We start from the raw sequence: 23,560 nt of genomic DNA on the forward strand, positions 1-23,560 counted from the left end.
CGCGCGCCGGGTCAGCGACGCGTCACTCCGCCGCGGCCGACCCCTGCGCCGGTACGGCCTCGGCCAGGGCGTCCCGCGCGCGGGAGCGGCGCCGCAGCACGACCAGCACGGCGATCGCCGCGAGGATCGCGACCACGCCCGCGACGCCCCACGGCGAGCCGGCCGCGGCCGCCACGACGGCGAGGAACACCCCGAGCCCGACCGTCGCGTAGATGAGCGCCCACGCCACGCAGCCGGGCAGCATGAAGAGCGTGTAGCGCAGCCACGGCATCCGCACGAGGCCGGCCGCGGCGTTGACCACGGTCTGCAGGCCCACGGTGAAGAACGACAGCGTCACCGCGATCGGACCCCAGCGGTGCAGCAGCGCGATCGCGCGCACCATCGCCGGCCCCTCGCTCAGCCGACGCACCCGCTCGCTCCGGGTGACCCCCGCGGCCACGCCCCGGCCGACCCAGTACGTGCCCTGGGCGCGGCACAGCACGATGACGAACAGCGCGAGCACGACGAGCGGGAACGGGAACCCGTCCAGCCCGTACGCGGCCACCACCGACTCCTGCGCCGGCGCCTCGGCGAGCAGCGTCACCGCGCGTCCGCGCTGCGCGACCCGCACCGCGCGCACAGGCCGAAGAGCTCGACCGTGTGCTCGACGTCGGTGAACCCGTGCGCTCGGGCGATGCCGCCGGCCCACGCCTCCACGGCCGCGGCGTCGAGCTCCACCGTGGTGCCGCAGGACCGGCACACGAGGTGGTGGTGGTGCGCCTCCGCCTCGCAGCGGCGGTAGCGCAGCTCGCCGTCGGGCCCGCGCACGGAGTCGACCTCGCCGAGGTCGGTGAGCACCTGCAGGGTGCGGTACACCGTGGCGAGCGCGACCCGCTCGCCCCGGTCGTGCAGCATCCGGTGCAGGTCCTGCGCGCTGTGGAAGTCGGGCACGCCGTCGAGCAGGTCGGCGACGGCGGTGCGCTGCCGCGTCGTGCGTGGCACGTGGACGCTCCTTCCGTCGGTCCTCAGGGGGTGACGATGACGTCGTCGGGGACGTCGAGGTGCGGGTCCCCGGGTGCGCGGTGGCGCAGGAGCCCCCGCACCAGCGCCACGCCAGCGTAGACGGCGATCGCGAGACACACGATGACGGCGCCGGGGGAGAGCGGGTACAGGTACGTGATGACGAGCCCGAGCACGCACACGCCCACCCCGACCCCCATCGCGGTCCGCATCGTCGAGCGGAACGACAGTGCGACGAGCTGCGCGACGGCGACCGGCACGATCATCACGGCGCTCACCAGCAGGAGGCCCACGACGCGCATGGCGACCGTCACCGTGAGCGCCGCGAGCACCGCGATGACGAGGTTGAGGCCGCGCACCGGCAGGCCGAGCGAGCGTGCGTACTCCTCGTCCTGGGAGACCGCGAACAGCGCCGGACGCAGGCCGAGCCCGACGACGAGCACCACGACGCCGAGGACGGCGATCGTGACGAGGTCGGTCTGGCTCACCGTGGCGATGGAGCCGAACAAGTAACCCATGAGGTTCGCCGTCGTGCCGCCCGCGAGCCCGATGAGCAGGACGCCGCCCGCGATGCCGCCGTAGAAGAGCAGCGCGAGCGCGATGTCGCCGCTCGTGCGGCCGCGCTCGCGGAGCACGTCGATCCCGATGGCGCCGAGCACGGCGGCGACGACGGCGCCCGGCACCGCGAGCACGTCGTAGGGCGTGAGGTCGAGCGCGTTGCCGACGAGCCAGCCGGCCGCCACGCCCGTGAGGGCGACGTGCCCGATGCCGTCGCCCAGCAGGGAGAGCCGGCGCTGCACGAGGTAGGTGCCCATGACGGGCGCGGCGAGGCCGACGACGACCGCGGCGATCAGGGCGCGCTGCATGAGGGGGCTGGCGAGCATGTCCGTCAGCGTGGTCACGGCAGGCCTCCCGGTTCGACGCGCAGGGCGTGCGCGCGGTGCTGCCCGTCGGCGCCCTCGTCGGGCGCGTGGGCGTGCTGGTGGTGGTGCTCGGCGTCGTCGTTGCCGGGTGCGGCGGGCGGTGGCGGGCCGTCGTGCACCACGCGGCCGTGCCGCAGCACGACGGTCCGGCTGATGAGCGGTGCGAGCGGGCCGGTCTCGTGCAGCACCACGAGCACCGTGACGCCGCGGTCGCGCAGGCGCGCCATCGTCGTCGCGAACGCCGTCTGGCTGGCCGAGTCGACGCCTGCGAGCGGCTCGTCGAGGACGAGCAGCTCGGGGTCGCGCACGAGGGCCCGCGCGATGAGGACGCGCTGCTGCTGGCCACCGGACAGGGTCGCGACGGCGGAGCGCGCCCGGTCGGCGAGGCCCACCTGCTCGAGGGCGTGCCGCACGCGGTCGGCGCCGTCCGGCGTGCGCCGGAACCCGACGCCCGTGAGCAGACCCGACGCCACGACCTCGGCGACCGTCGCCGGCACGCCGGCGCTCGCCGTCGAGCGCTGCGGGACGTACCCGGCGCGGTGCCACGGCACGTGGCGGCGCTCGGTGAGGTCGACGCCGAACAGCCGCACCCGCCCCGCGGTGGCGGGCAGCACGCCGACGACGGTGCGCACGAGCGTGGACTTGCCCGACCCGTTCGCGCCGAGCAGCGCGACGAACTCGCCGGGTCGGACGGCGAACGTCACGTCCCGCAGGATCCGGGAGGCGCCGATCGCCACGTCGAGCTGGGACACGTCGAGGACCGGCGCGGCGGCCGGGTCGTCACCGGCCGGAGGGCAGTCCTGCTGACTCACGCGCAGTCCAGGGCGGTGCGCAGCGCCTCGAGGTTGGCGGTCATGACCGCAAGGTAGTCCTCGCCGGCGCTGTCCTTGGTGAGCGTCTCGACCGGGTCGAGGACCGCCGTCGTGATGCCGAGGTCGGAGGCGAGCACGTCGGCGACCTTTGGGTTGACGAGGCTCTCGGTGAAGATCGTGGTGACGCCCTCGTCGCGGACGACCTGCTGGATCTCGCGCAGGCGCGCGGGCGACGGCTCGGCCTCGGGATCGAGGCCGGAGATGCCGACCTGCTCGAGGCCGTAACGGTCGGCGAGGTAGCCGTACGCCTCGTGTGAGGTGACGATGACGTGGCCCGAGCACTGCGCGAGGCCCGTGCGGAAGCGCTCGTCGAGCGCCTCGAGGTCGGTGCGCAGCGCGTCCGCGTTGGCGCGGAACTCCTCGGCGTGGGCCGGGTCCGCCTCGGCCAGCGCGTCGGCGACGGCGTCCGCCGCGTCGGCCATCCGGGTCGGGTCGAGCCAGAAGTGGGGGTCCTCGCCGCTGTGGTCGTGCTCGTCCGTGGACGCAGACTCCGTCTCGCCGTCGGCGTGCTCGTCCTCGTCGGCGTGCTCGTCGGCGGTGAGGTGCACGACCTCGTGCACGTCGACGGCGTTCGGCGCGACCTCCTGCACGGCCGTGTCGACCGAGGGCTGGAAGTCCGACAGGTAGACGAGCAGGTCGGCGCGGCCGAGCGCGGCGACCTGGGCGGGGGAGAGCTCGAGGTCGTGCGGCTCGGTCCCGGCGGGGGCGAGGCTCGTGACGTCCACGAGGTCGCCGCCGACGCGCTCGGCGAGGAACTGCAGCGGGTAGAAGGACGCCATCACGCTGAGGGTCGCGTCGCCGTCGCCCGACCCGCCGGAGCCGTCGTTCGCGCCGTCGGCCGAGCACGCGGCCAGCGGGAGGGCGAGGACGAGGGCGGACGCGGCCAGCGCGCGGCGGTAGTTCATGAGAACTATTCTCATTACGGAGGGGGCGGGGGTCAAATCCGCGCGACGAGGCTCACGTGCGCGGCGCCGGAGCGTGCGCCCGGTAGGTTGAGGGACTGCCCAGTGCAGCCAGCACTGGGTGTCGCGCACAAGGAGAACCCGTGGCCGCCAGCCGTCTCGATTCCGTCATCGCCCTCGCCAAGCACCGGGGCTTCGTCTTCCAGTCCGGTGAGATCTACGGCGGATCGCGCTCCGCGTGGGACTACGGACCGCTAGGCGTGGAGCTCAAGGAGAACATCAAGCGTCAGTGGTGGCGCGCGATGGTGCAGCGCCGCGAGGACATCGTGGGCCTCGACTCGGCTGTGATCCTGCCCCGCCAGGTGTGGGTCGCCTCCGGCCACGTCGGCGTCTTCACCGACCCCCTGACGGAGTGCCTGTCCTGCCACAAGCGGTTCCGCGAGGACCAGCTCATCGAGGAGTTCGAGGAGAAGAAGGGCCGCACCGCCGAGAACGGCCTGGCGGACGTGCCCTGCCCGAACTGCGGCACACGCGGTCAGTGGACCGAGCCGCGCGACTTCAACATGATGCTCAAGACCTACCTCGGCCCGGTCGAGGACGAGTCCGGACTGCACTACTTGCGGCCCGAGACGGCGCAGGGCATCTTCGTCAACTACGCCAACGTCGCCACGGCCGCGCGCAAGAAGCCGCCGTTCGGCATCGCGCAGATCGGCAAGTCGTTCCGCAACGAGATCACGCCGGGCAACTTCATCTTCCGCACGCGCGAGTTCGAGCAGATGGAGATGGAGTTCTTCGTCGAGCCGGGCACGGACGCGCAGTGGCACCAGTACTGGATCGACACGCGCACCGCCTGGTACACCGATCTCGGTATCGCGCCGGAGAACCTGCGCCACTACGAGCACCCGGCCGAGAAGCTCTCGCACTACTCCACGCGCACCGTCGACATCGAGTACCGCTTCGGCTTCACCGGCAGCGAGTGGGGCGAGCTCGAGGGCATCGCGAACCGCACGAACTTCGACCTCAGCACCCACAGCGAGCACTCCGGCAAGGATCTGTCCTACTTCGACCAGGAGAAGGGCGAGCGCTGGGTGCCGTACGTCATCGAGCCCGCCGCCGGCCTCACCCGCTCGCTCATGGCGTTCCTCGTCGAGGCCTACCACGAGGACGAGGCGCCGAACACCAAGGGCGGCGTCGACAAGCGCACCGTCCTGCGGCTCGACCCGCGCCTCGCGCCCGTCAAGGCTGCGGTGCTGCCGCTGTCGCGCTCGGGTGAGCTGCCCGCCAAGGCGCGCGCCCTGGCGAACGAGCTGCGCGCGTCCTGGAACGTCGACTACGACGGCGCGCAGGCGATCGGCCGGCGCTACCGCCGTCAGGACGAGATTGGCACGCCCTACTGCCTCACGGTCGACTTCGACACGCTCGAGGACGACGCCGTGACCGTCCGCGAGCGCGACTCGATGAGCCAGGAGCGCGTCGCGCTCTCGCAGGTCGCCGGGTACCTGGGGGCGCGCCTCCTCGGCGCGTGAGGTCGTGGGTCGACACGCGGTGCACGGGGCGGCGACCCACGCCCACGCCCACGGCGAGCTCGCGCTCGACGGCGGGGAACGCCGTCGGGCCCGCGCGGTGCTCGCGGCGATCGTCCTGCCGCTGCTGATCGCCACGGTGGTGGGGCTCGTCGCGCTGTGGCCGCGCGGCGACACGATCGCGGGCTCGGTCGACATGACGGCGTCCGGGTACTCGTTCGAGACCGCCCGGATCACTGCGGTGCCGCTGACCCAGGGCGCCGAGATCGAGGCCGAGCTGCTCACGGGCGAGGGTGAGGGGCAGGTCGTCCCCGTCGCGGTCGCGCCCGAGGTGCTGCGCGAGGACATCCCCGTCGGGGCCGAGATCACGGTGCTCTTCGACGTGGCGGGGCTCGCCACCGGCGTGCCCTTCACGTTCGTGGACTACGTGCGCGAGGTCCCGCTGCTGCTGCTCGCGGCGGCGTACGTCGTGCTGGTCGGGCTCGTCGCGCGCTGGCGCGGGCTCGCGGCGATCGTCGGGCTGGCGACGTCGCTCGCCGTCGTGGGGCTGTTCGTGCTGCCCGCGCTCATGTCGGGCACGTCCCCGCTGCTCGTGGCGCTCGTCGGGTCCAGCGCGATGATGTTCGTGGCGGTGTATCTCGCGCACGGGATCTCGATCCGCACCACGACGGCGCTCGTGGGCACCTTCGTCGGCCTCGCCGTGACCACGGGCCTCGCGCTGTGGTCCGCCGACGCGACGCGCCTGCTCGGCACCGGGTCGGAGGAGGGGTACCTCGTGGCCGGCACGTTCGGAGAGATGAGCCTGCGCGCGCTGCTCGTGTGCGGGTTCGTCATCGCCGGGCTGGGGGCGCTCAACGACGTGACGATCACGCAGGCCTCGGCCGTGTGGGAGCTGCACGCGGCGGACCCGAGCGTGCCGCGGCGCCGGGTGTTCGCACGGGCGATGCGGATCGGGCGCGACCACATCGCCTCGACCGTGTACACGCTCGCGTTCGCCTACGTCGGCGCCGCCCTGCCGATGCTGCTCGTGTCCTCGATCTACGACCGCAACCCCGTGCAGTTCGCCACGTCGGGCGCGGTGGCGGAGGAGCTCGTGCGCACCCTCGTCTCCTCGATCGGCCTCGTGCTGGCCATCCCGGTCACGACGGCGATCGCCGCGGCCCTCGTGCGCACCTCGCGTCGGGTGAGGGTCGCGCCGCCGGTGGGAGAATCCTCCCCGTGACCCTCGCTCTCGGCCGCCACACCCTCGGCACGCCCGTCGTCCTCGCGCCCATGGCCGGCGTGACGAACGCGCCGTTCCGGCAGCTGTGCCGCGAGGCCGCCCGCGCGGGGCTGCCCGCCGAGGGTGCGGCGCCCGCCCTGCACGCGACCGACGTCCCCGAGGGGATCTTCGTCTCGGAGATGGTGACCTCGCGCGCGCTCGTCGAGCGCACCGAGGAGTCGATGCACATCATCGAGCCAGCCCCCGACGAGCGAATCCGCAGCGTGCAGCTGTACGGGGTCGACCCGGCCACCGTGCGTGCGGCGGTCCGGATGCTCGTCACCGAGGACCGCGCCGACCACATCGACCTCAACTTCGGCTGTCCCGTGGCCAAGGTGACCCGCAAGGGCGGGGGAGCGGTGCTGCCCTGGAAGCGGGACCTGTTCGCGGCGATCGTGCGCGGCGCCGTCGAGGAGGCCCGCCCCTTCGACGTCCCGGTCACGGTGAAGATGCGGATGGGCATCGACGACGCGCATCCCACCTACCTCGACGCCGGCCGCACCGCGCAGGACGCCGGGGTGGCCTGGGTCGCGCTGCACGCCCGGACCGCCGCCGACTACTACTCCGGCGAGGCGCGCTGGGAGGCGATCGCGCGGCTCAAGGGCGCGGTCACCGACATACCCGTGCTCGGCAACGGCGACATCTGGTCCGCCGAGGACGCGCTGGCGATGATGGCCGGGACGGGGTGCGACGGTGTGGTCGTGGGCCGCGGCTGCCAGGGCCGCCCGTGGCTGTTCACCGACCTCGTCGCCGGGTTCGCCGACTCGCCCGTGCGGGTGCGGCCCGGGCTCGGGTACGTCGCCTCGGTGCTGCGGCGGCACGCCGAGCTCATGGTCGACTACCACCGGGGAGATGAGCTGCGCGCCCTGCGCGAGCTGCGCAAGCACATGGCCTGGTACATGAAGGGCTACCCCGTGGGCGGCGAGGCGCGCACCGAGCTCACGCGGGTCTCCAGCCTCGCCGACCTCGACGCCGCCCTCGCGGGGCTCGACCTCGACCTGCCCTACCCGGGCGTCGGCGCCGAGGGTCAGCGCGGCCGCGGCGGGTCGCCCAAGGTGCCGCACGTCCCCGACGGCTGGCTCGACACGCGCGACGTCGACGACCGCCTCCGCGCGATGCTCGCCGAGGCCGAGCTGAGCGTGTCCGGTGGCTGACGCGCCGACCGGGCGAGGCGCGCGGGGCGCGCGGGCGCGAACCGCCGCGATCGCGGGCGCGGCGACGCTCGCCGTCGGGGGCCTCGCCGCGTGCACGGGCGGGACGGGCGGCGCGAACGGCGCCGGCGACGGCGACGCGCGCTCCGACGTCGGCGTCCAGATGTTCCAGTGGACGTGGGACTCGATCGCCCAGGAGTGCACCGACACGCTCGGGCCCGCGGGCTACGGCTGGGTGCTGACGTCGCCGCCGCAGGAGCACATCCTCGGCGAGGAGTGGTGGACGTCCTACCAGCCCGTGTCCTACCGCGTGGAGTCGCGACTCGGCACGCGCGAGCAGTTCGAGGCGATGACGGCGGCGTGCCGGGAGGCGGGCGTCGACGTCGTCGCCGATGCGGTGATCAACCACATGACCGGCTCCGACACGGGCGGCACGGGCTGGGCCGGGAGCTCCTACGAGCACTACGACTACCCCGGGATCTACACGACAGGAGACTTCCACCACTGCGGCCTCACGCCCAGCGACGACATCGTGAGCTACGGCGACGCGGCGCAGGTGCAGACGTGCGAGCTGCTCAACCTCGCCGACCTGGACACCTCGAGCGAGAAGGTCCAGGACACGCTGCGCGCCTACCTCCAGGACCTGCTGGACCTCGGCGTGGCGGGCTTCCGGATCGACGCGGCCAAGCACATCGCGCCCGAGGACCTCGCGGCGATCCTCGACCCTTTCCCGGACGACACGATCGTCAGGCAGGAGGTGATCGGCGCCTCGGGCGAGCCGGTCCAGCCCGCGCAGTACACCGGCACCGGTCAGGTCTTCGACTTCGTCTACGCCCGCGCGCTCACGGCCGCGGTCCGCTCCGGCGACCTGGCGGGCGTGCTCGACCTGCCCACCTCGACCGGGTTGTCGAGCAACCAGGCCGTGGTGTTCGTCGACAACCACGACACCGAGCGCAACGGCGAGACGCTCTCGCGCAGCTACGGCGACCAGTACGCGCTCGCGACCACGCTGCTCCTCGCCGCGCCCTACGGCACGCCGGTGGTGCTCTCGAGCTACGCGTTCGGCATCACCGACCCGAACCTCGGCCCGGCGCAGGACTCGACCGGCGCGGTGCTCGACGCGGCGTGTCCCGACGAGGTCGGACCCGGGGTGGCGTATCCCGACCAGACGTGGGTCTGCCAGCACCGCTGGGACGCCGTGGTCGGCATGGTGAACTGGCGCATCGCTGCGGGCGACGCCCCCGCGGAGGAGATCACCGCGATGGACGACGGCGTGCTCAGCTTCCGCCGCGGCGACGCGTGGGTGGTGCTCAACGTGACCAGGGAGCCGGTGTCGTTCGGCCTCGAGACCGCGCTCGAGCCGGGGGAGTACTGCGACGTGGTGAGCGGCCTGCTCGTCGACGGCGCGTGCGCCGGCGGGACGGTCGAGGTGCACGACGACGGCGTGGCCTCGCTCGTGGTCCCGGCGCAGGGCGCCGTCGCGTTCCACCCGGGGCAGCGGGTGTCCGGCTAGCTCAGCGCGGGTGCATCCCCGCCGTCGAGCCCCGCACGATGAGCTCGGGGGCGAACCGCAGCTCGTCGCGCACGGAGCGGCCCTGCATCGTCGAGAGCAGCAGGTCCACGACGGCCTGGCTCATCGCGACCACGGGCTGGCGCAGCGTGGTGAGCGGGGGGTCGGTGAAGCCGACGAAGAACGAGTCGTCGAAGCCCACGATCGAGACGTCCTCGGGCACCCGCAGGCCGGCGTGCTTCACCGCGCGGATCGCGCCGAGCGCCATGAGGTCGCTGCCGCAGACGATCGCGGTCACGCCCTCGCGCACCAGCACGCGCGCCGAGGCCTCGCCGCCCTCGACCGTGAACAGCGACGTCAGCACGCGATGCTCGGCGGTCGGGCCGACGTAGCGCTTCATCGCGGTGACGAACCCCTCGCGCTTCTGCGCGGAGGGCACGAGGCGCTCGGGCCCGACGGCGAGCGCGATCCGGCTGTGCCCCATCGCCGCGAGGTGCCGCACGGCGATGTCCATCGCGAGGCGCTCGTCCACCGACACCGACGGCGCGGTGAGATCGTCCCGGTGGCCGTTGACGAGGACGTACGGGACGCCGCGCTCGGTGAGCCGCTCGTAGCGGGTCAGCGGGGACTGGACGTCGGCGTGCATCCCGTTGACGAAGACGATGCCGGCGACGTCGGCCGCGAGCAGGGTCTCGACGTACTCGTCCTCCGTGACCCCGCTGGCCGTCTGCGTGCACAGCAGCGGCGTGTAGTCGTGGTGTGCGAGCGCCGTCTCGATCGCCTGGGCGAACGCGGGAAACACGGGGTTGGACAGCTCGGGCACGATGAGGCCCACCAGGCCGGCGGACTGCGAGGTCGGGCGGTTGGGCCGCTCGTACCCGAGCATGTCGAGCGCGTGGTACACGGCCTGCCTCGTCGACTCGGCCACGCCGGGCTTGCGGTTGAGGACGCGGGAGACCGTTGCGGTGCTGACGCCCGACTGCGCGGCCAGGTCGGCCAGCCTCGTGCGTTGGCGGTCGCGTTCGCTCACCGTGATCGTCCCTTCCTTGGGCGAGAGCATCCGTTGCGTCATCCGTTGCGTCACTGCAAAGGAGCAGAGCGTTTTCGTAGGCTTGCATAGTTTCGCGAAGCGCGGGCCCAGCGCAAGCACCACGATTCCGGGAGTCACGGGCGCGTCGGCGCTGTTCGGCCCTGCAACGACGCCGCAGGTCGGCGAAACGCTGCAACCGCGCGCACCGCGGTTGCCACGGACTCTGGGTCACGATTCAGTCACAGTCCTGCGTCGCGCACCACACCCCCTGTTGGCTTGCAGAAAGTTGCACTAGCGTGACGTGCGTCGCAGTGCCTCGTCTCGTCTGGCCACCGGGGTCCAGAGGTGGTGCTGCCCGTTCCACTGGAGGACGATCGACATGCGCAAGTCCCTTCTCTCGGTCGCCGCCGTCGCCTCGGTGACGCTGCTGCTGACCGCCTGTGGTGGTGGCGGAGGCGGTACCGACGCCACGGGTGACTCGACGGCGACCACGGACGCCAGCGCCGAGGCCACCGGCGACGCCGGCGCGAGCGCCGACCCCAGCGCCCCGCCGGTCCGCGGCAACGAGGACCTCGTCGTCTGGACCGACGCCACCAAGCTCGACGCCGTGACCGCCGTCGCGCAGGCGTTCGGCGAGGCCAACGGCATCACGGTCGGCGTGCAGGCCATCGTCAACACGCGTTCGGACTTCATCACGGCGAACCAGGCAGGCAACGGTCCCGACGTGCTCGTCGGTGCGCACGACTGGATCGGTCAGCTCGTCGCCAACGGCGCGATCGACCCGCTGCAGATCTCGGCCGACTCCCTCTCGGGCTACTCCGAGAAGGCGGTCACCGCCGTCACGTACAACGGCCAGCTCATGGGCATCCCCTACGGCGTCGAGTCGCTGGTGCTCTACTGCAACAAGACCTACGCCCCGGACACCTACGCGACGCTCGACGACGCGATCGCCGCCGGGCAGGCCGCCAAGGACGCCGGCAGCGTGCAGTCCGCGCTGAACATCCCGCAGGGCGTGAACGGTGACCCGTACCACATGCAGCCGCTGTTCACCTCGGCGGGCGGCTACCTGTTCGGCCTGGACGCCACCGGCACGCCCGACGCCAACGACCTGGGCGTCGGCACCGACGCGGGCATCGCAGCTGCGCAGAAGATCGCCACGCTCGGCGACGCCGGCTCGAAGGTGCTCTCGACGGCCATCACGAACGACAACGCGATCTCGCTCTTCGCGCAGGGCCAGGCGGGCTGCCTGATCTCGGGCCCGTGGGCGCTGTCCGACGTCGAGGCGGGCCTCGGCGCGGACGGCTACACCGTCCAGCCGATCCCCGGCTTCGCGGGCATGTCCCCGGCTGAGCCGTTCATGGGCGCCCAGGCGTTCTACGTCGCTTCCAACGGCCAGAACAAGAGCTTCGCGCAGGCCTTCGTGACCGGCACCTCCGGTGGCGGCCTGAACTCCGAGGAGGCCATGACGACGTTGTTCGAGGGCACGAACCTGCCGCCCGCGATGACGTCCGTGCGGGCGACGGCCGCCGCCTCCGACCCCCTGATCGGGGTGTTCGGTGACGCCGCTGACGCGGCCTACCCGATGCCGGCGATCCCCGCGATGGACCAGGTGTGGACGCCGCTCGGCCAGGCGTACGCCGCAATCATCGGTGGCGCCGACCCCGCCAGCACGATGACGACGGCGGCGCAGACGATCAGCTCCGCGATCGCCTCCTCCTGACGCAAGGCCGGGGTCGGCACCCGACTCGGGTGCCGACTCCGGCGCGTCGCTCTCCGCCGGGCCGCCCCGGCGCCCGGGAGACTCGGCCACGACGTCGTCGCCCGAGTCGCAGTTCCGCTCAGGCGCCGGCGCCAGGCCCGCATCGCCCACGTTCAGGAGTGCCAAGGAGTGCCGCTGTGACCACCACCGCCCCCCCGAAGACCGACGCACGACCCCCGGCCGGCTCCCGCCGGTCCTTTCCCATGGAGATCACCGGTGGCTCGACCGGTGTGCTGATCGCCAAAGTGATCGGCCTCGGCCTGATCCTCGCCCTCGCGATCGGCCTGACGCCCACGCTCATCGCGACCTCGAACTGGGCCTTCCTGGCCATCCTCTGGGTCATCACGCTCGTCATCCTCGCGATCTACCTCACGGGGCGCGCGGTACCGGCGAAGTACCTCCTGCCCGGCACCCTGTTCCTCGTCCTCTTCCTCATCTATCCGATCCTCCTGACGTTCCAGCTCTCGACCACCAACTACGGCGACGGAACCCGCACCAGCCGCGAGGCGGCCATCGCCCGCATCGTCGGCAGCTCGGCCGTGCAGGTCGAGGGCGGTGCGACCTACGGCATGGTGATCGGCACGTCGGGCTCGACCACGACGGGGCCGTTCGTCATGCTGCTCGTGAACTCCACGACCGGTGACGCGTACGTCGGTTCCGAGGAGGACGGCCTGCAGCCGCTCGACGAGGACGCCGTGACGATCGAGAGCGGCGTCGTCACCGAGGCGGACGGCTACACGATCCTCACCCGCCAGGAGCAGAACAGCCTCTCCAGCTCGGGTCAGCCGCTCGACGGCTTCTCGGTGCCCGCGGGCGGTGACTCCGTCATCAAGGTGCAGGGCTTCCAGGCGATCGAGATGCGCACCCCCCTCGTCTACGACGAGGAGGCGGACACCATCACGAACACCGACACGGGCGTCGTCTACACCGAGCAGCTCGGCCCGTCCGGTGACCGTTCGTTCTTCGTCGACGAGGACGGCAACCGGCTCTCCAACCAGTCGTGGGGAGAGAACATCGGGCTGCAGAACTACAAGCGGATCTTCACCGACCCCGCGATCACCGGGCCGTTCGCCGGGATCTTCGCGTGGACGCTGGTCTTCGCGTTCGTCTCGGTGGCGAGCACGTTCCTGCTCGGTCTGCTCCTCGCCGTCACCCTGAACGACCCCCGGATGCGCTTCCAGCGCGGCTTCCGGTCGATCCTCATCCTCCCGTACGCCATCCCCGGGTTCATCTCACTCATGGTGTGGGCCGGGTTCTGGAACCGCGACTTCGGTCTGGTCAACGACCTGCTCGGAACGGGCATCGACTGGCTGGGCAACGCGACCTGGGCCAAGGTCGCGGTGCTCGCGACCAACCTCTGGATGGGCTTCCCGTACATGTTCCTCATCAGTACCGGGGCGCTGCAGTCGATCCCTGGCGACCTCAAGGAGGCGGCGTCGATCGACGGCGCGACCGGGTTCACCCAGTTCCGCAAGATCGTCTTCCCGCTCCTCATGGTCGCCACGGCGCCGCTGCTGGTGTCCTCGTTCGCGTTCAACTTCAACAACTTCAACGCGATCCAGCTGCTCACGGAGGGCGGTCCGTTCACCCCGGACAACCCGACGGCCGGCGGCACCGACATCCTCATCAGCTACACCTACCGGCTCGCGTTCGGCTCGGCCGGTCAGCAGATCGGGTTCGCGTCCGCGGTCTCGGTCGTGCTGTTCGTCCTGACCGGCGTCATCGCCGCGATCCAGTTCCGTGGCACCCGCGCGCTCGAGGAGATGAACTGACATGGCGACCCCGGACCTGACCTCGGCCACCGCCGTCCCTCCGACGGTCGTGGCTCCCGCGAAGCCGCAGAAGGGAGCCGGCCCCGACAAGCTCAGCGGGGCCCGCTGGTGGCGCATCCTGTCGTGGCGCTACCTCGTCGGCATCGTGGCCTGCGTCTACGCGCTCATCCCGGTGCTGTACATCGTGTCCGCCGCGCTCAACCCGATCGGGTCGGTGGCCTCCACCGAGATCATCCCGAACACCGTGAGCTGGGTGAACTTCGAGGCGCTCACCAACAACCCCTCCCGCCCGTTCTTCCGGTGGTTCGGGAACACGGTGATCGTCGCCGTGGTCGTCGTGTTCGCCCAGCTGCTGTTCAGCTCCCTGGCGGCGTACGCGTTCTCCCGGTTCCGGTTCAAGGGCCGCCGGCTCGGGCTGCTCTCGCTGCTGCTGATCCTGATGTTCCCGCAGATCCTCGTGACGGTCGCGCTGTTCCAGATGTTCAGCGTCATCGGCGCGGTGATGCCGTCCGTCGGACTGGACACGCTGCCGGGGTACATCCTCATCATGCTGGGCGGCTCGCTCGGGCAGGTGTACCTCATCAAGGGCTTCTTCGACACCATCCCGCACGAGCTCGACGAGGCGGCCAAGATCGACGGCGCGGGGCACGTGCGCGTCTTCTTCGAGGTCTGCCTGCCCCTGGTGCGGCCGATCCTCGTGATCTCCGGCCTGCTGGTCTTCGTCGGAGTGGTCGGGGAGTTCCTGCTCGCGTCGATCTTCCTGCGCTCGACGACCATCAAGACGCTCGCCGTGGGCATGTACGGCGTGCTCGCGAGCGACCGGTCCAACAACCTGGGCTGGTTCGCGGCGGCGTCGGTCGTCATCGCGGTGCCGATCATCATCCTGTTCCAGTTCCTCCAGCGCTTCATCGTCGGGGGCATCACCTCCGGTGCGGTCAAGGGATGACCAGGTGAGTCCGGAGTCGCCCACCGACCTCCTGCGTCACCCGCACCACGACGGATCCGCGTGCTACGCGGCGCCCGGGCCTCATCGCCTGGGCGCCGCGGTGCCGCTCCGCGTCCTCGTGCCCGACACGGCCGACGGCGAGAGGGGCGCCGACCACGTCGTGCTGCGGGCGGTGCGCGACGGCGAGCCGCACCTCACGCCCGCCGTCGCCGGCGCGCGGGGGCCGCACGGTACCTGGTGGCACGTGGACCTCGTCCTGGTCAACGCACTGACCTCCTACCGGTTCTTCGTCGGGGGCCCGCACGGGCGCTACCGCTGGCTCAACGCGGAGGGCGTGCACGAGCGGGACACGTCCGACGGTGCGGACTTCCTGATCCGCGCCGACGAGCAGCCGCCGTCGTGGGTCGCCGACCAGGTCGCGTACCAGGTGTTCCCCGACCGGTTCGCGCGCTCGGCCGGCTCCGCGGACCGGTCCACGCCGGAGTGGGCGGACCCGATGCCGTGGGACGCCCCGGTTCTCGTGCGCGGGCCGGGCGTGGAGCGGCAGTGGTACGGCGGCGACCTCGACGGCGTGGCGGAGCGGCTGGACCACGTCGCGGACCTGGGCGCGACGGTGCTGTACCTCACGCCCGTGTTCGAGGGTCGGTCCAACCACCGCTACGACGCCGTCACGTTCGACACCGTCGATCCCGTGCTGGGCGGCGACGAGGCCCTCGTGCGGCTGATCGACGCGGCACACGAGCGCGGCATCCGCGTCCTCGGCGACCTCACGACGAACCACACCGGTCGCGAGCACGCGTGGTTCCGCGCCGCGCAGGCCGACCCCGACTCGGTGGAGGCCGGCTTCTACCGCTTCCGCCGCCACCCCGACGACTACGTCGCGTGGCTCGACGTGCCGAGCCTTCCCAAGCTCGACCACCGCAGCGCCGAGCTGCGCGCGCGGCTGTACGAGGGGGAGTCCTCGGTGGTCGCGCGGTGGCTGCGGGCCGGGCTGGACGGCTGGCGCATCGACGTCGCGAACATGACCGGGCGGATGGCCGCGGACGACCTCGCGCGCGACGTCGCCCGCCGGATCCGCGCCACGATGCTCGCCGAACGGCCGGACGCGTGGCTGCTCGCCGAGCACGGGCACGACGCCGGGCCCGACCTCACGGGGGACGGCTGGGACGGCACGATGGACTACCAGGGCTTCACCCGCCCGCTGTGGGTGTGGCTCAACGGGGGTGCGCCCGACGTCGCGGATCGCCCGGGCGACGGCGAGCAGGCGAACGACGGCGAGCCGCAGCGGGTGCCGCACGGCCTGGACTTCCTCGGCCTGCCGATCGACGTGCCGGTGCTGCCCGCGACCTCGGCCGTGGGCACGATGCGCGAGGTGCATGCCGCCATGCCCTGGGCTGCCCAGAGCGCGTCGACGCTGCACCTGGACTCCCACGACACCCCGCGGTTCCGCACGATCGCCGGCGGCGGGACCGACGGCACGATCGACGTGGCCGGCCGCGGCCGGCGCCGGCACCTGCTGGCGCTCGCGCTGCAGATGACGATGCCCGGCGTGCCCTCGGTCTTCCAGGGCGACGAGATCGGCCTGACCGGGACCACGGGAGAGCACGCGCGCACCCCGTTCCCGTGGGACCGGGACGTGTGGGACACCCCGACGTGGGAGGCCTACCGCGCGTGGGTGCACGCGCGGACCGGCAGCGTCGCGCTGCGGCGCGGCGGGCTGCGCTGGGTGCACGTGGGCGCCGACAGCCTCACGTTCCTGCGCGAGCACCCCGACGAGCGCGTCCTCGTGCACGTGGTGCGCGCCGCCGTCGAGCCTCTCGCGCTGCCGCTGGACCTGCTCGGCGGGGCGCTCGAGGGCGTCCTCGTGGGCGCCGAGGCCCGGGTGGACGCCGGCCGGCTCGTGCTGCCCGGTGCGCCGGGTGCGTCGGCCTGGCGGCTGGGCGCACGCGGCCTGGCGTGGCGGTGACCGGGTCGAGATGAGCACGGCTGCGCGACCTCACCGCGGTGCCGCACCACGACGGCTCGACGTTCGACACCGTCGACCCGCTGCTCGGCGGGCTGCCGGCGAGCGCGAGGCCCAGAGACTTGTCTCGAATCGCGAACGGAGCACCATGAGCTACTCCCACCACCCGTCCCGGCTCACGCACCCGGAGTGGGCGCGCGACGCGGCGATCTACCAGGTGAACACGCGCCAGCTCACTCCCGAGGGCACGCTGCGCGCCGCGATCGAGCACCTGCCGCGGATCGCCGCCCTGCACGTCGACATCGTGTGGCTCATGCCGGTGCACGAGATCGGCGTCGTGAACCGCAAGGGCGTGCTCGGCAGCCCCTACGCGGTGCGCGACTACTACTCGGTGAGCTCGGAGCTGGGCACGCTCGAGGACCTGCGCACCTTCGTGGACCGCGCGCACGAGCTCGGCCTGCACGTCATCCTCGACTGGGTCGCCAACCACACCTCGTGGGACAGCGTGCTCCTCGAGGAGCACCCGGAGTACTTCCCGCGCGACGCCGACGGTGAACTCATCCCGACGCCGTGGTGGGACTGGGACGACATCGTCGACCTGGACTACGACCAGCCGGGCGTCGCGGACTACATGGCCGACGCGATGGAGTACTGGGTGCGCGAGGCCGACGTCGACGGGTTCCGGTGCGACGTCGCGGGCCTCGTGCCGACGTACTTCTGGGTGCGGGTGCGCGAGCAGCTCGAGCGGATCAAGCCGGTGTTCCTGCTCGCCGAGTGGGAGTCGCGGGAGCTGCACGACGAGGCGTTCGACATGACGTACGCATGGACCTGGAACTCTGCGATGCACGAGATCGCGACCGGCAAGGCCAACGTCGACGCGCTGCGCGGCTACTACGCGTGGAACGACCGCGCCTACCCGCGCGACTCGATCCGGATGCTGTTCGTGTCCAACCACGACAAGAACGCGTGGGACGGCACCGAGTTCGAGCAGTTCGGCGACGCGCTCGAGGCCGCGATCGTGCTGTCGGTGACGAGCGACGGCATGCCGCTGATCTACTCCGGGCAGGAGGCGGGCAACGACCGCCGGCTGCCGTTCTTCGACCGCGACCCGATCGAGTGGCGCGAGCACCCCATGGGCGACTTCTACACCGCGCTGCTCGCGATGCGGCACCGCTACCGCGCGCTCGACAACGGCGCGTGGGGCGCGCCCATGCTCGAGGTGCGCACGTCCGACCCGCAGCAGGTGATCGCGTTCGTGCGGGACGCCGGCGGCGACGCCGTGCTCGTGGTGCTCAACCTCTCCGACGCCGCGCGCGATGTCGAGCTGCGCACGGGTCCCGTGGCGGGTCAGTGGCGGCGGTGGACGCCGGAGGTCGAGGCCGCGGGGTCTGGCGACGCAGCGTCCGACGGCGCAGCCCCCGCGGGCGAGCAGCTCACCCTCGAGCGCGGGGACACGATCGCGCTGCCCGCGTGGGGCTGGGCGGTGCTGGTCCGGCCCTGACGGGGCGGTGGGGCGGGGCCGCCGGCCCCGCCCTGCGCCGCCGGGTCGGCCGGGTGATCAGTCCGGACCGAACGGCTCGCGGCGCTCCGCCGAGGTGCGCCGCAGCCAGACGGTGGTGTCCGGGGGAAGGTGCGTCTCGCCGTCGTGCTCGCGGAGGGGACCGCTCGCGAGCAGCACCTCGTGGTCGTCCGGCAGGGGGTAGTCGTGTCCGCCGGTGTTGGCGGCGACGACGACCTCGCCGTTGCCGAACGCCACCACGTCCTCGTCCTCGAGGTCGACCCACGCGAGGCCGCCCGAGCCGAGGGAGTAGGAGCGGCGCAGGCGAAGCGCCGTGCGGTACATCTCGAAGGTGGAGCCGGGGACGCCCTTCTGGGCGTCGAGGGCGTACGTCGCCCAGTCCGCGGGCTGCGGCAGCCACGTGGCGCCCGACGGCGAGAAGCCGAACCCCGGCGCGTCCGCCTCCCAGGGCAGCGGGACGCGGCAGCCGTCGCGGCCGTTGCCGCCGCCGCGCGCGACGGCGGGGTCCTGGCGCAGCTCCATCGGCAGCAGCGTGTGCTCGGGCAGTCCGAGCTCCTCACCCTGGTAGAGGTAGGCGGACCCGGGCAGCCCGAGCTGGAGCAGGGTCGCGGCGCGGCCGCGGCGCAGGCCGAGCTCGGCGTCAGGCACGGGGTCGGTCGGGCTGAGCGCCTCGACGTTGCCGCCTGCCGAGGGCAGGCCGAACCGCGAGTGGTGCCGCACGACGTCGTGGTTGGACAGCACCCACGTGGTCGGTGCGCCGACGGCGTCGTTGGCGTGCAGCGAGCGCTCGACGACGGACCGCAGCTCGTGCGGGTGCCAGTGCGCTGAGAGGAACGCGAAGTTGAAGGCCTGGTGCATCTCGTCCTCGCGGACGTACTCCGCGAGGGCGCTGAGCGGCTCGACCCACGCCTCGGCCACGAGCATGCGGTCCGGCCCGTACTCCGCGAGCACTCGGTGCCAGTCGCGGTAGACCTCGTGGACGCCGGGCTGGTTCCACATCGGGCCGTCGTTGACGTCGGCGTCGGCGTCGGCGTCGGTGTCGGTGTCGGTGTGCGTGGCGGGCGTGGCGTCGGCGTCCCCAGCGTCCTCGATGACGTCCCCGACGTCGTGCGTCGGCAGCTCACCGTGCTCGGTCTCCGAGACCATCGAGGAGTGGCCGGCCCAGTCCGGCAGGCCCTCCTTCTTCACGAGGCCGTGCGCGACGTCGACCCGGAAGCCGTCGACGCCGCGGTCGAGCCAGAACCGCAGGACCGAGCGGAACTCCTCGGCGACCTCGGGGTTGGACCAGTCCAGGTCCGGCTGCGTGGTGTCGAACAGGTGCAGGTACCACTGGCCGGGCGTGCCGTCCGCCTCGGTCACCCGGGTCCAGCCCTCGCCGCCGAACACGCTGCGCCAGTTGTTCGGGGGGAGCTCGCCGCGGGAGCCGCGGCCCTCGCGGAAGAGGTAGCGCGCGCGCTCCGGGCTGCCGGGTCCCGCGGCCAGGGCCGCCCTGAACCACGCGTGCTCGGAGGAGGTGTGGTTGGGCACGAGGTCGATGACGACCTTGAGCCCGAGCTGGTGGGCCCGCTCGATGAGGGCGTCGGCGTCGGCGAGCGTCCCGAACAGCGGGTCGACGTCGCGGTAGTCGGCGACGTCGTAGCCCGCGTCGGCCTGCGGGGACGTGTAGAAGGGGGAGAGCCAGAGAGCGTCGACGCCGAGTCGGGCGAGGTGACCCAGGCGCTGGGTGATGCCCGGGAGGTCGCCCACGCCGTCGCCGTCGGAGTCCGCGAAGGAGCGGGGGTAGACCTGGTAGACGACCGCGGTGTGCCACCACTGCTGGGTGCCGGTCCGAGGCGGGGAGACGGGGCTGGTGCGGCACACGGTCGAGGTCGTCGCGCTCATCAGACCATCCTCCCGCGGGCCGCACGAGCGGGCAAATCCCGCCAGGCCGCGGCTCGCGGCCCTCGGGCACCGCGTCTCGTCCGTCACCGCGCGGGTGACCGTGCACGCGAAGCGGATGCTCGCCGTCGCGCGTCCCGCCCCCTCGCCGGGGCGCCGCGCTGAGCCGGGTGGCCGTCCACAGCCGTCGCCTGACCACCGCCGCCAGGGCGGTGCGCCACTAGGCTGGCGACGATGTCCTGGCAACCTCCCCTCGCGCACGCGAGCCGTCACGCGATGATGGCCTCCGACGTCGAGCGATGGCTCCCCGAGGTCGCCAAGAACCCGCGGCGCTCCCCGTTCGAGCGCGACCGTGCGCGGATCCTGCACTCCTCGGGGCTGCGCCGGCTGGGTGCCAAGACGCAGGTGCTCGCGCCGTCGACCGACGACTTCGTCCGCACGCGGCTCACGCACTCGCTCGAGGTGGCGCAGGTGGGCCGGGAGCTGGCCAAGCAGCTGGGCTGCGACCCGGACGTCGTCGACGCCGCGTGTCTCGCGCACGACCTGGGCCACCCGCCGTTCGGGCACAACGGGGAGGCGGCGCTCGCCGTCGTGGCCGAGGACGCGGGCGGCTTCGAGGGGAACGCGCAGACGCTGCGGATCCTCACCCGGCTCGAGCCCAAGGTGTTCCGGCCGGACGGACGCTGCGTGGGGCTCAACCTCACCCGCGCGAGCCTGGACGCGTCCGCGAAGTACCCGTGGCAGCGCCGCGATGCGCCGCGCCGGGTGGACGGTCGGCGCTCGCGGAAGTTCGGCGTGTACGACGACGACCTGCCCGTCTTCACGTGGCTGCGCGAGGGTGCGCCCGGGCGGGAGCGCTGCCTCGAGGCGCAGGTCATGGACCTCGCCGACGACGTCGCGTACTCGGTGCACGACGTCGAGGACGCCGTGGTCGGCTGGCGCGTGGACCCGCGGGTGCTGCGCGAGGACCGCGAGCAGGCGCGGGTCGTGGCGCAGGTGCGGTCCTGGTACGACCCGGACCTGACCGACGACGAGCTGGGTGACGCCGTCGCGCGGGTGGTCGCGCTCCCGGACTGGGCGAGCGAGTACGACGGCACGCGCGCCTCCCTCGCGCGGGTGAAGGACCTGACCTCCCAGCTCATCGGGCGGTTCGTCGGCTCCGCCGTGGACGCGACCCGTGCGGTACACGGCTACGGCGACCTCGGGCGGTACGACGCTCGGCTGGAGGTGCCGCGTGGCACGCTCGCCGAGATCGCGGTGCTCAAGGGCGTGGCGGCGCTGTACGTCATGGCGCCGCGCGAGCACGAGCCGCTCTACACGTTCCAGCGGCGGGTGGTGACCGACCTCGTGGGGGTGCTGCTGGAGCGCGCCGAGCTCGCGCTCGAGCCGCACTTCGTGAGCGACTACCGCGGGGCGGAGTCCGACGCCGAGCGGATGCGGGTCGTGGTGGACCAGGTCGCGTCGCTCACCGACCTCTCGGCGATGGCGTGGCACGCGCGGCTGGTCGGGCCCGTCGGCTGAACCGCTTCGCGAGGTGTTTTCCGTCCTTTCGCGAGAGGATTTCTGGCGTCTGCGAGAGGATTTCTGGCGTCTGCGAGGTGGTCAGCCCCGCGTCTCGAACGCGGGATACCCGTCGAGCTCGGCCACGTCCTGCGCCCGCCAGCTTGCCTCAGCCCAGCGACTCAGGTCCGCCCCGACGGCGGCGAGCGGTGGCGCGACCTCCCGCATGCTCTCGGCGAGCCACCGCCACCGCGCCGCGAGGTAGCGGCGCCGCGTCGGTGCGGCGGGGTGGAGGCGCGGGGTGGAACCTGCTGCGCCCGAGTCCAGAGCACTCGAGCCCGCATCGTCCGACTCCTCGCCGCCCGCCAACTCCCGCGGCAGCAGCGAGCCCGACATGCCGAGCACCCAGGCGGTGCTCGCCAGCGCGACCTCGCGGGGCCACGCGGCGCGCGAGGTGACGTCGGGCGCGAAGGCGGCGTACGCCGTCGTGAACGCGCCGGTCATCGCGCGGGTGAAACCCGCGGGCGGCGCCGCGACGCACCAGCACGTGGGGAACGGGAGCGCGGGGTAGGCGGCCACGAGCGCGGCGTGGCTCACCGTGGTCCCCTCGAGGTCCAGGAACACCCAGCCCGACGGCGTGCGCACCGCATTGTCGGGACACGTGTCGCTCGGCCAGACCACGTCGGCCTCGGAGGGCTCGAGCAGGGCCGCGACCTCGGCGAACGCGTCGTCGAGGCCCGACGGCGAGCCTCCCGTCAACGCGGTCACCGCACCTAGACCGTCGCGCAGCCAGGCGGCCGCGTCCCAGCCGTCGACGTGCGGCGGCAGCGCCGCCCGCGCCTCCTCGACCCGCTCCCGCGACGCTCCGGCGAGAGTGCCGAGCGCGGCGGCCCACGACGTCGCCTTTTCGCGGGCGGCCACCGCGTCGTCGCCGAGGAGGAGGTCGGCGAGCGTGGGCCCGGTCCCGGCGTCGGTCATGACGACAAGGCGGAGCTCGTCGTCGACCGCGAGGACGTCCGGGGTGTTCGCGAGCAGCCCCAGCCCGGTGCGCTCGGCCGTGTACGCGGCGCCCGCGCCGAGGAACTGCTTCGCGACCGCCGTCGACCCGTCCGCGAGCGTGAGGCGCGCGACCAGCGAGCGGGTCGATCCGCCGAGCCCGACGGCGTGGGTCACCTCCCGGCGCAGGAGGTCGCCCGCGGCGAGAGCGAGCTCGTCGAGAGCTGCCGAGTCCGAGCTCACCCGCGGGCGCGCTCGTCCCGCCAGGCGACCCACTGCGCCGCGAGATCGAGGTCGTAGTCCGGGCCCGACGTGCCGATCGTGAACAGGGTGGCACCGGCGTCGAGCAGGTCGTCGGCGACCTCCGCCGGCGGCGCGCCGACACCGACCGACCGCTCGACGGCGCCGGCGGGCCGGCCGACGGCCGCCGCGTGCTCCTCGAGCAGCACGGTGCGCTCGCGCAGGGCGGCCGCGTCCCCGAAGGAGTGCCACACGTCGGCGTGCTCGGCGACGAGTCGAAGGGTCTTGCGCGGTCCGGATCCGCCGATGAGGACCGGGATGTCGCGGGTCGGCGCGGGGTTGAGCGCGGCCCAGCGGGTCTTGATCCGGGGGAGCGCCTCGGCGAGGTCGGCGATCCGAGCCCCGGCGGTGCCGAACTCGTAGCCGTACGCGTCGTAGTCCTTCTCGAACCAGCCCGCACCGATGCCGAGGATCAGCCGCCCCGGACCGCCGTCGCGCGCCGAGATGTGGTCGACCGTGCGGGCCATGTCCGCCAGCAGCTCGGGGTTGCGATAGGAGTTGCACGTGACGAGGGCGCCGATCTCGACGCGCTCGGTCTGCTCGGCCCAGGCCGCGAGCATGGTCCAGCACTCGAAGTGCAGGCCGTCGGGGTCACCGCTCAAGGGATAGAAGTGGTCCCAGTTGAAGACGACGTCGACGCCGAGGTCCTCGGCGCGCAGCACGGCGTCGCGGATCTAGGTGTAGGTCGCGTGCTGGGGCTGGAGCTGGACGCCGATGCGCACGGGGAACTCGGGGGTGGTCATGGCCCCAACCTAC

19 protein-coding genes are annotated in these 23,560 nt (G+C 72.7%); 10 read left to right on the top strand and 9 right to left on the bottom strand.

Going from position 1 to position 23,560, the window contains the following annotated elements; genetic code table 11:
* Positions 1-22 precede the first annotated feature (22 nt).
* From FH969_RS02555 to FH969_RS02575, 5 genes are read right to left on the bottom strand one after another with little or no spacing between them, the layout of a single operon-like run.
* On the bottom strand, positions 23-583 hold the full coding sequence (locus FH969_RS02555; RefSeq protein ID WP_246071659.1) for a DedA family protein: 561 nt from the start codon (positions 581-583) through the stop codon (positions 23-25).
* A complete protein-coding gene (locus tag FH969_RS02560; RefSeq protein ID WP_108717670.1) occupies positions 580-981 on the bottom strand; it encodes a Fur family transcriptional regulator in 402 nt (133 codons plus the stop codon). Before FH969_RS02560 ends, FH969_RS02555 begins: the two co-directional genes overlap by 4 nt.
* Before the next feature lie 23 nt (positions 982-1,004).
* Positions 1,005-1,901 carry a metal ABC transporter permease gene (locus FH969_RS02565; RefSeq protein ID WP_425462445.1) on the bottom strand — a complete coding sequence of 299 codons (897 nt, stop codon included), beginning with the start codon at positions 1,899-1,901 and terminating at the stop codon, positions 1,005-1,007.
* Entirely contained in the window at positions 1,898-2,734 is an 837-nt protein-coding gene (locus FH969_RS02570; protein WP_139985902.1) for a metal ABC transporter ATP-binding protein, read from the bottom strand. Before FH969_RS02570 ends, FH969_RS02565 begins: the two co-directional genes overlap by 4 nt.
* Positions 2,731-3,699 carry a metal ABC transporter substrate-binding protein gene (locus FH969_RS02575; RefSeq protein WP_108717668.1) on the bottom strand — a complete coding sequence of 323 codons (969 nt, stop codon included), beginning with the start codon at positions 3,697-3,699 and terminating at the stop codon, positions 2,731-2,733. The genes FH969_RS02570 and FH969_RS02575 overlap by 4 nt, the downstream gene beginning before the upstream one ends.
* 140 nt (positions 3,700-3,839) lie before the next feature.
* On the opposite strand from FH969_RS02575, the gene FH969_RS02580 reads away from it, so the two are divergent.
* Genes FH969_RS02580 through FH969_RS02595 form a run of 4 tightly spaced genes read left to right on the top strand, consistent with a single transcriptional unit; the run spans position 3,840 to position 9,144 of the window.
* Positions 3,840-5,222: a glycine--tRNA ligase gene (locus FH969_RS02580; protein ID WP_139985904.1), complete on the top strand. Its 1,383-nt coding sequence runs from the start codon at positions 3,840-3,842 to the stop codon at positions 5,220-5,222.
* Between the two features lie 4 nt (positions 5,223-5,226).
* Positions 5,227-6,441 carry a YibE/F family protein gene (locus FH969_RS02585; protein WP_139985906.1) on the top strand — a complete coding sequence of 405 codons (1,215 nt, stop codon included), beginning with the start codon at positions 5,227-5,229 and terminating at the stop codon, positions 6,439-6,441.
* A 50-nt stretch (positions 6,442-6,491) separates the two neighbouring features.
* Positions 6,492-7,634, top strand: coding sequence for a tRNA dihydrouridine synthase DusB (gene dusB / locus FH969_RS02590; RefSeq protein ID WP_246071664.1), 1,143 nt, complete (start codon positions 6,492-6,494; stop codon positions 7,632-7,634).
* Positions 7,627-9,144: an alpha-amylase gene (locus FH969_RS02595; RefSeq protein WP_180359635.1), complete on the top strand. Its 1,518-nt coding sequence runs from the start codon at positions 7,627-7,629 to the stop codon at positions 9,142-9,144. The genes dusB and FH969_RS02595 overlap by 8 nt, the downstream gene beginning before the upstream one ends.
* A gap of 1 nt (position 9,145) precedes the next feature.
* Here FH969_RS02595 and FH969_RS02600 read toward each other — a convergent pair whose 3' ends face one another.
* Positions 9,146-10,201 (bottom strand): LacI family DNA-binding transcriptional regulator, encoded by a 1,056-nt coding sequence (locus FH969_RS02600; RefSeq protein WP_108717664.1) that lies wholly within the window; start codon positions 10,199-10,201, stop codon positions 9,146-9,148.
* 349 nt (positions 10,202-10,550) lie between these two features.
* Here FH969_RS02600 and FH969_RS02605 point away from each other — a divergent pair, with 349 nt between their 5' ends.
* The 5 genes from FH969_RS02605 (at position 10,551) to FH969_RS02625 (ending at position 18,112) form a co-directional block, all read left to right on the top strand.
* Complete coding sequence (locus FH969_RS02605; protein WP_139985908.1) at positions 10,551-11,891, top strand: sugar ABC transporter substrate-binding protein; 1,341 nt, start codon at positions 10,551-10,553, stop codon at positions 11,889-11,891.
* Positions 11,892-12,067: 176 nt separating this feature from the next.
* On the top strand, positions 12,068-13,702 hold the full coding sequence (locus FH969_RS02610) for an ABC transporter permease subunit (protein WP_246071660.1): 1,635 nt from the start codon (positions 12,068-12,070) through the stop codon (positions 13,700-13,702).
* A 1-nt stretch (position 13,703) separates the two neighbouring features.
* Positions 13,704-14,648: a sugar ABC transporter permease gene (locus FH969_RS02615; RefSeq protein WP_139985910.1), complete on the top strand. Its 945-nt coding sequence runs from the start codon at positions 13,704-13,706 to the stop codon at positions 14,646-14,648.
* A 4-nt stretch (positions 14,649-14,652) separates the two neighbouring features.
* Complete coding sequence (locus FH969_RS02620) at positions 14,653-16,614, top strand: glycoside hydrolase family 13 protein (protein WP_139985912.1); 1,962 nt, start codon at positions 14,653-14,655, stop codon at positions 16,612-16,614.
* A 145-nt stretch (positions 16,615-16,759) separates the two neighbouring features.
* The gene (locus tag FH969_RS02625) at positions 16,760-18,112 is read left to right on the top strand and encodes an alpha-amylase family glycosyl hydrolase (RefSeq protein ID WP_108717659.1); all 1,353 of its coding nucleotides are present in this window, start codon (positions 16,760-16,762) and stop codon (positions 18,110-18,112) included.
* A gap of 57 nt (positions 18,113-18,169) precedes the next feature.
* On the opposite strand, the gene FH969_RS02630 is transcribed toward FH969_RS02625, so the two are convergent.
* Positions 18,170-20,011, bottom strand: coding sequence for a glycoside hydrolase family 13 protein (locus FH969_RS02630; protein WP_139985914.1), 1,842 nt, complete (start codon positions 20,009-20,011; stop codon positions 18,170-18,172).
* A 231-nt stretch (positions 20,012-20,242) separates the two neighbouring features.
* Here FH969_RS02630 and FH969_RS02635 point away from each other — a divergent pair, with 231 nt between their 5' ends.
* On the top strand, positions 20,243-21,529 hold the full coding sequence (locus tag FH969_RS02635; RefSeq protein WP_139985916.1) for a deoxyguanosinetriphosphate triphosphohydrolase: 1,287 nt from the start codon (positions 20,243-20,245) through the stop codon (positions 21,527-21,529).
* An 81-nt stretch (positions 21,530-21,610) separates the two neighbouring features.
* On the opposite strand, the gene FH969_RS02640 is transcribed toward FH969_RS02635, so the two are convergent.
* Both FH969_RS02640 and FH969_RS02645 read right to left on the bottom strand, forming a co-directional pair.
* Positions 21,611-22,747 (bottom strand): hypothetical protein, encoded by a 1,137-nt coding sequence (locus tag FH969_RS02640; protein WP_139985918.1) that lies wholly within the window; start codon positions 22,745-22,747, stop codon positions 21,611-21,613.
* Entirely contained in the window at positions 22,744-23,478 is a 735-nt protein-coding gene (locus tag FH969_RS02645; protein WP_246071665.1) for an LLM class F420-dependent oxidoreductase, read from the bottom strand. Before FH969_RS02645 ends, FH969_RS02640 begins: the two co-directional genes overlap by 4 nt.
* Between the last annotated feature and the right edge of the window lie 82 nt (positions 23,479-23,560).

The organism is Miniimonas arenae (genome assembly GCF_006351005.1).
GTDB classification, from domain to species: domain Bacteria; phylum Actinomycetota; class Actinomycetes; order Actinomycetales; family Beutenbergiaceae; genus Miniimonas; species Miniimonas arenae.

Bases quoted from the DNA above. Each gene is read 5' to 3' on its own strand.
- FH969_RS02575 (WP_108717668.1), bottom strand. From the start codon at position 3,699: ATGAACTACCGCCGCGCGCTGGCCGCGTCCGCCCTCGTCCTCGCCCTC.
- dusB (WP_246071664.1), top strand. From the start codon at position 6,492: ATGGCCGGCGTGACGAACGCGCCGTTCCGGCAGCTGTGCCGCGAGGCC.
- FH969_RS02600 (WP_108717664.1), bottom strand. From the start codon at position 10,201: ATGCTCTCGCCCAAGGAAGGGACGATCACGGTGAGCGAACGCGACCGC.
- FH969_RS02605 (WP_139985908.1), top strand. From the start codon at position 10,551: ATGCGCAAGTCCCTTCTCTCGGTCGCCGCCGTCGCCTCGGTGACGCTG.
- FH969_RS02615 (WP_139985910.1), top strand. From the start codon at position 13,704: ATGGCGACCCCGGACCTGACCTCGGCCACCGCCGTCCCTCCGACGGTC.
- FH969_RS02625 (WP_108717659.1), top strand. From the start codon at position 16,760: ATGAGCTACTCCCACCACCCGTCCCGGCTCACGCACCCGGAGTGGGCG.
- FH969_RS02630 (WP_139985914.1), bottom strand. From the start codon at position 20,011: ATGAGCGCGACGACCTCGACCGTGTGCCGCACCAGCCCCGTCTCCCCG.
- FH969_RS02635 (WP_139985916.1), top strand. From the start codon at position 20,243: ATGTCCTGGCAACCTCCCCTCGCGCACGCGAGCCGTCACGCGATGATG.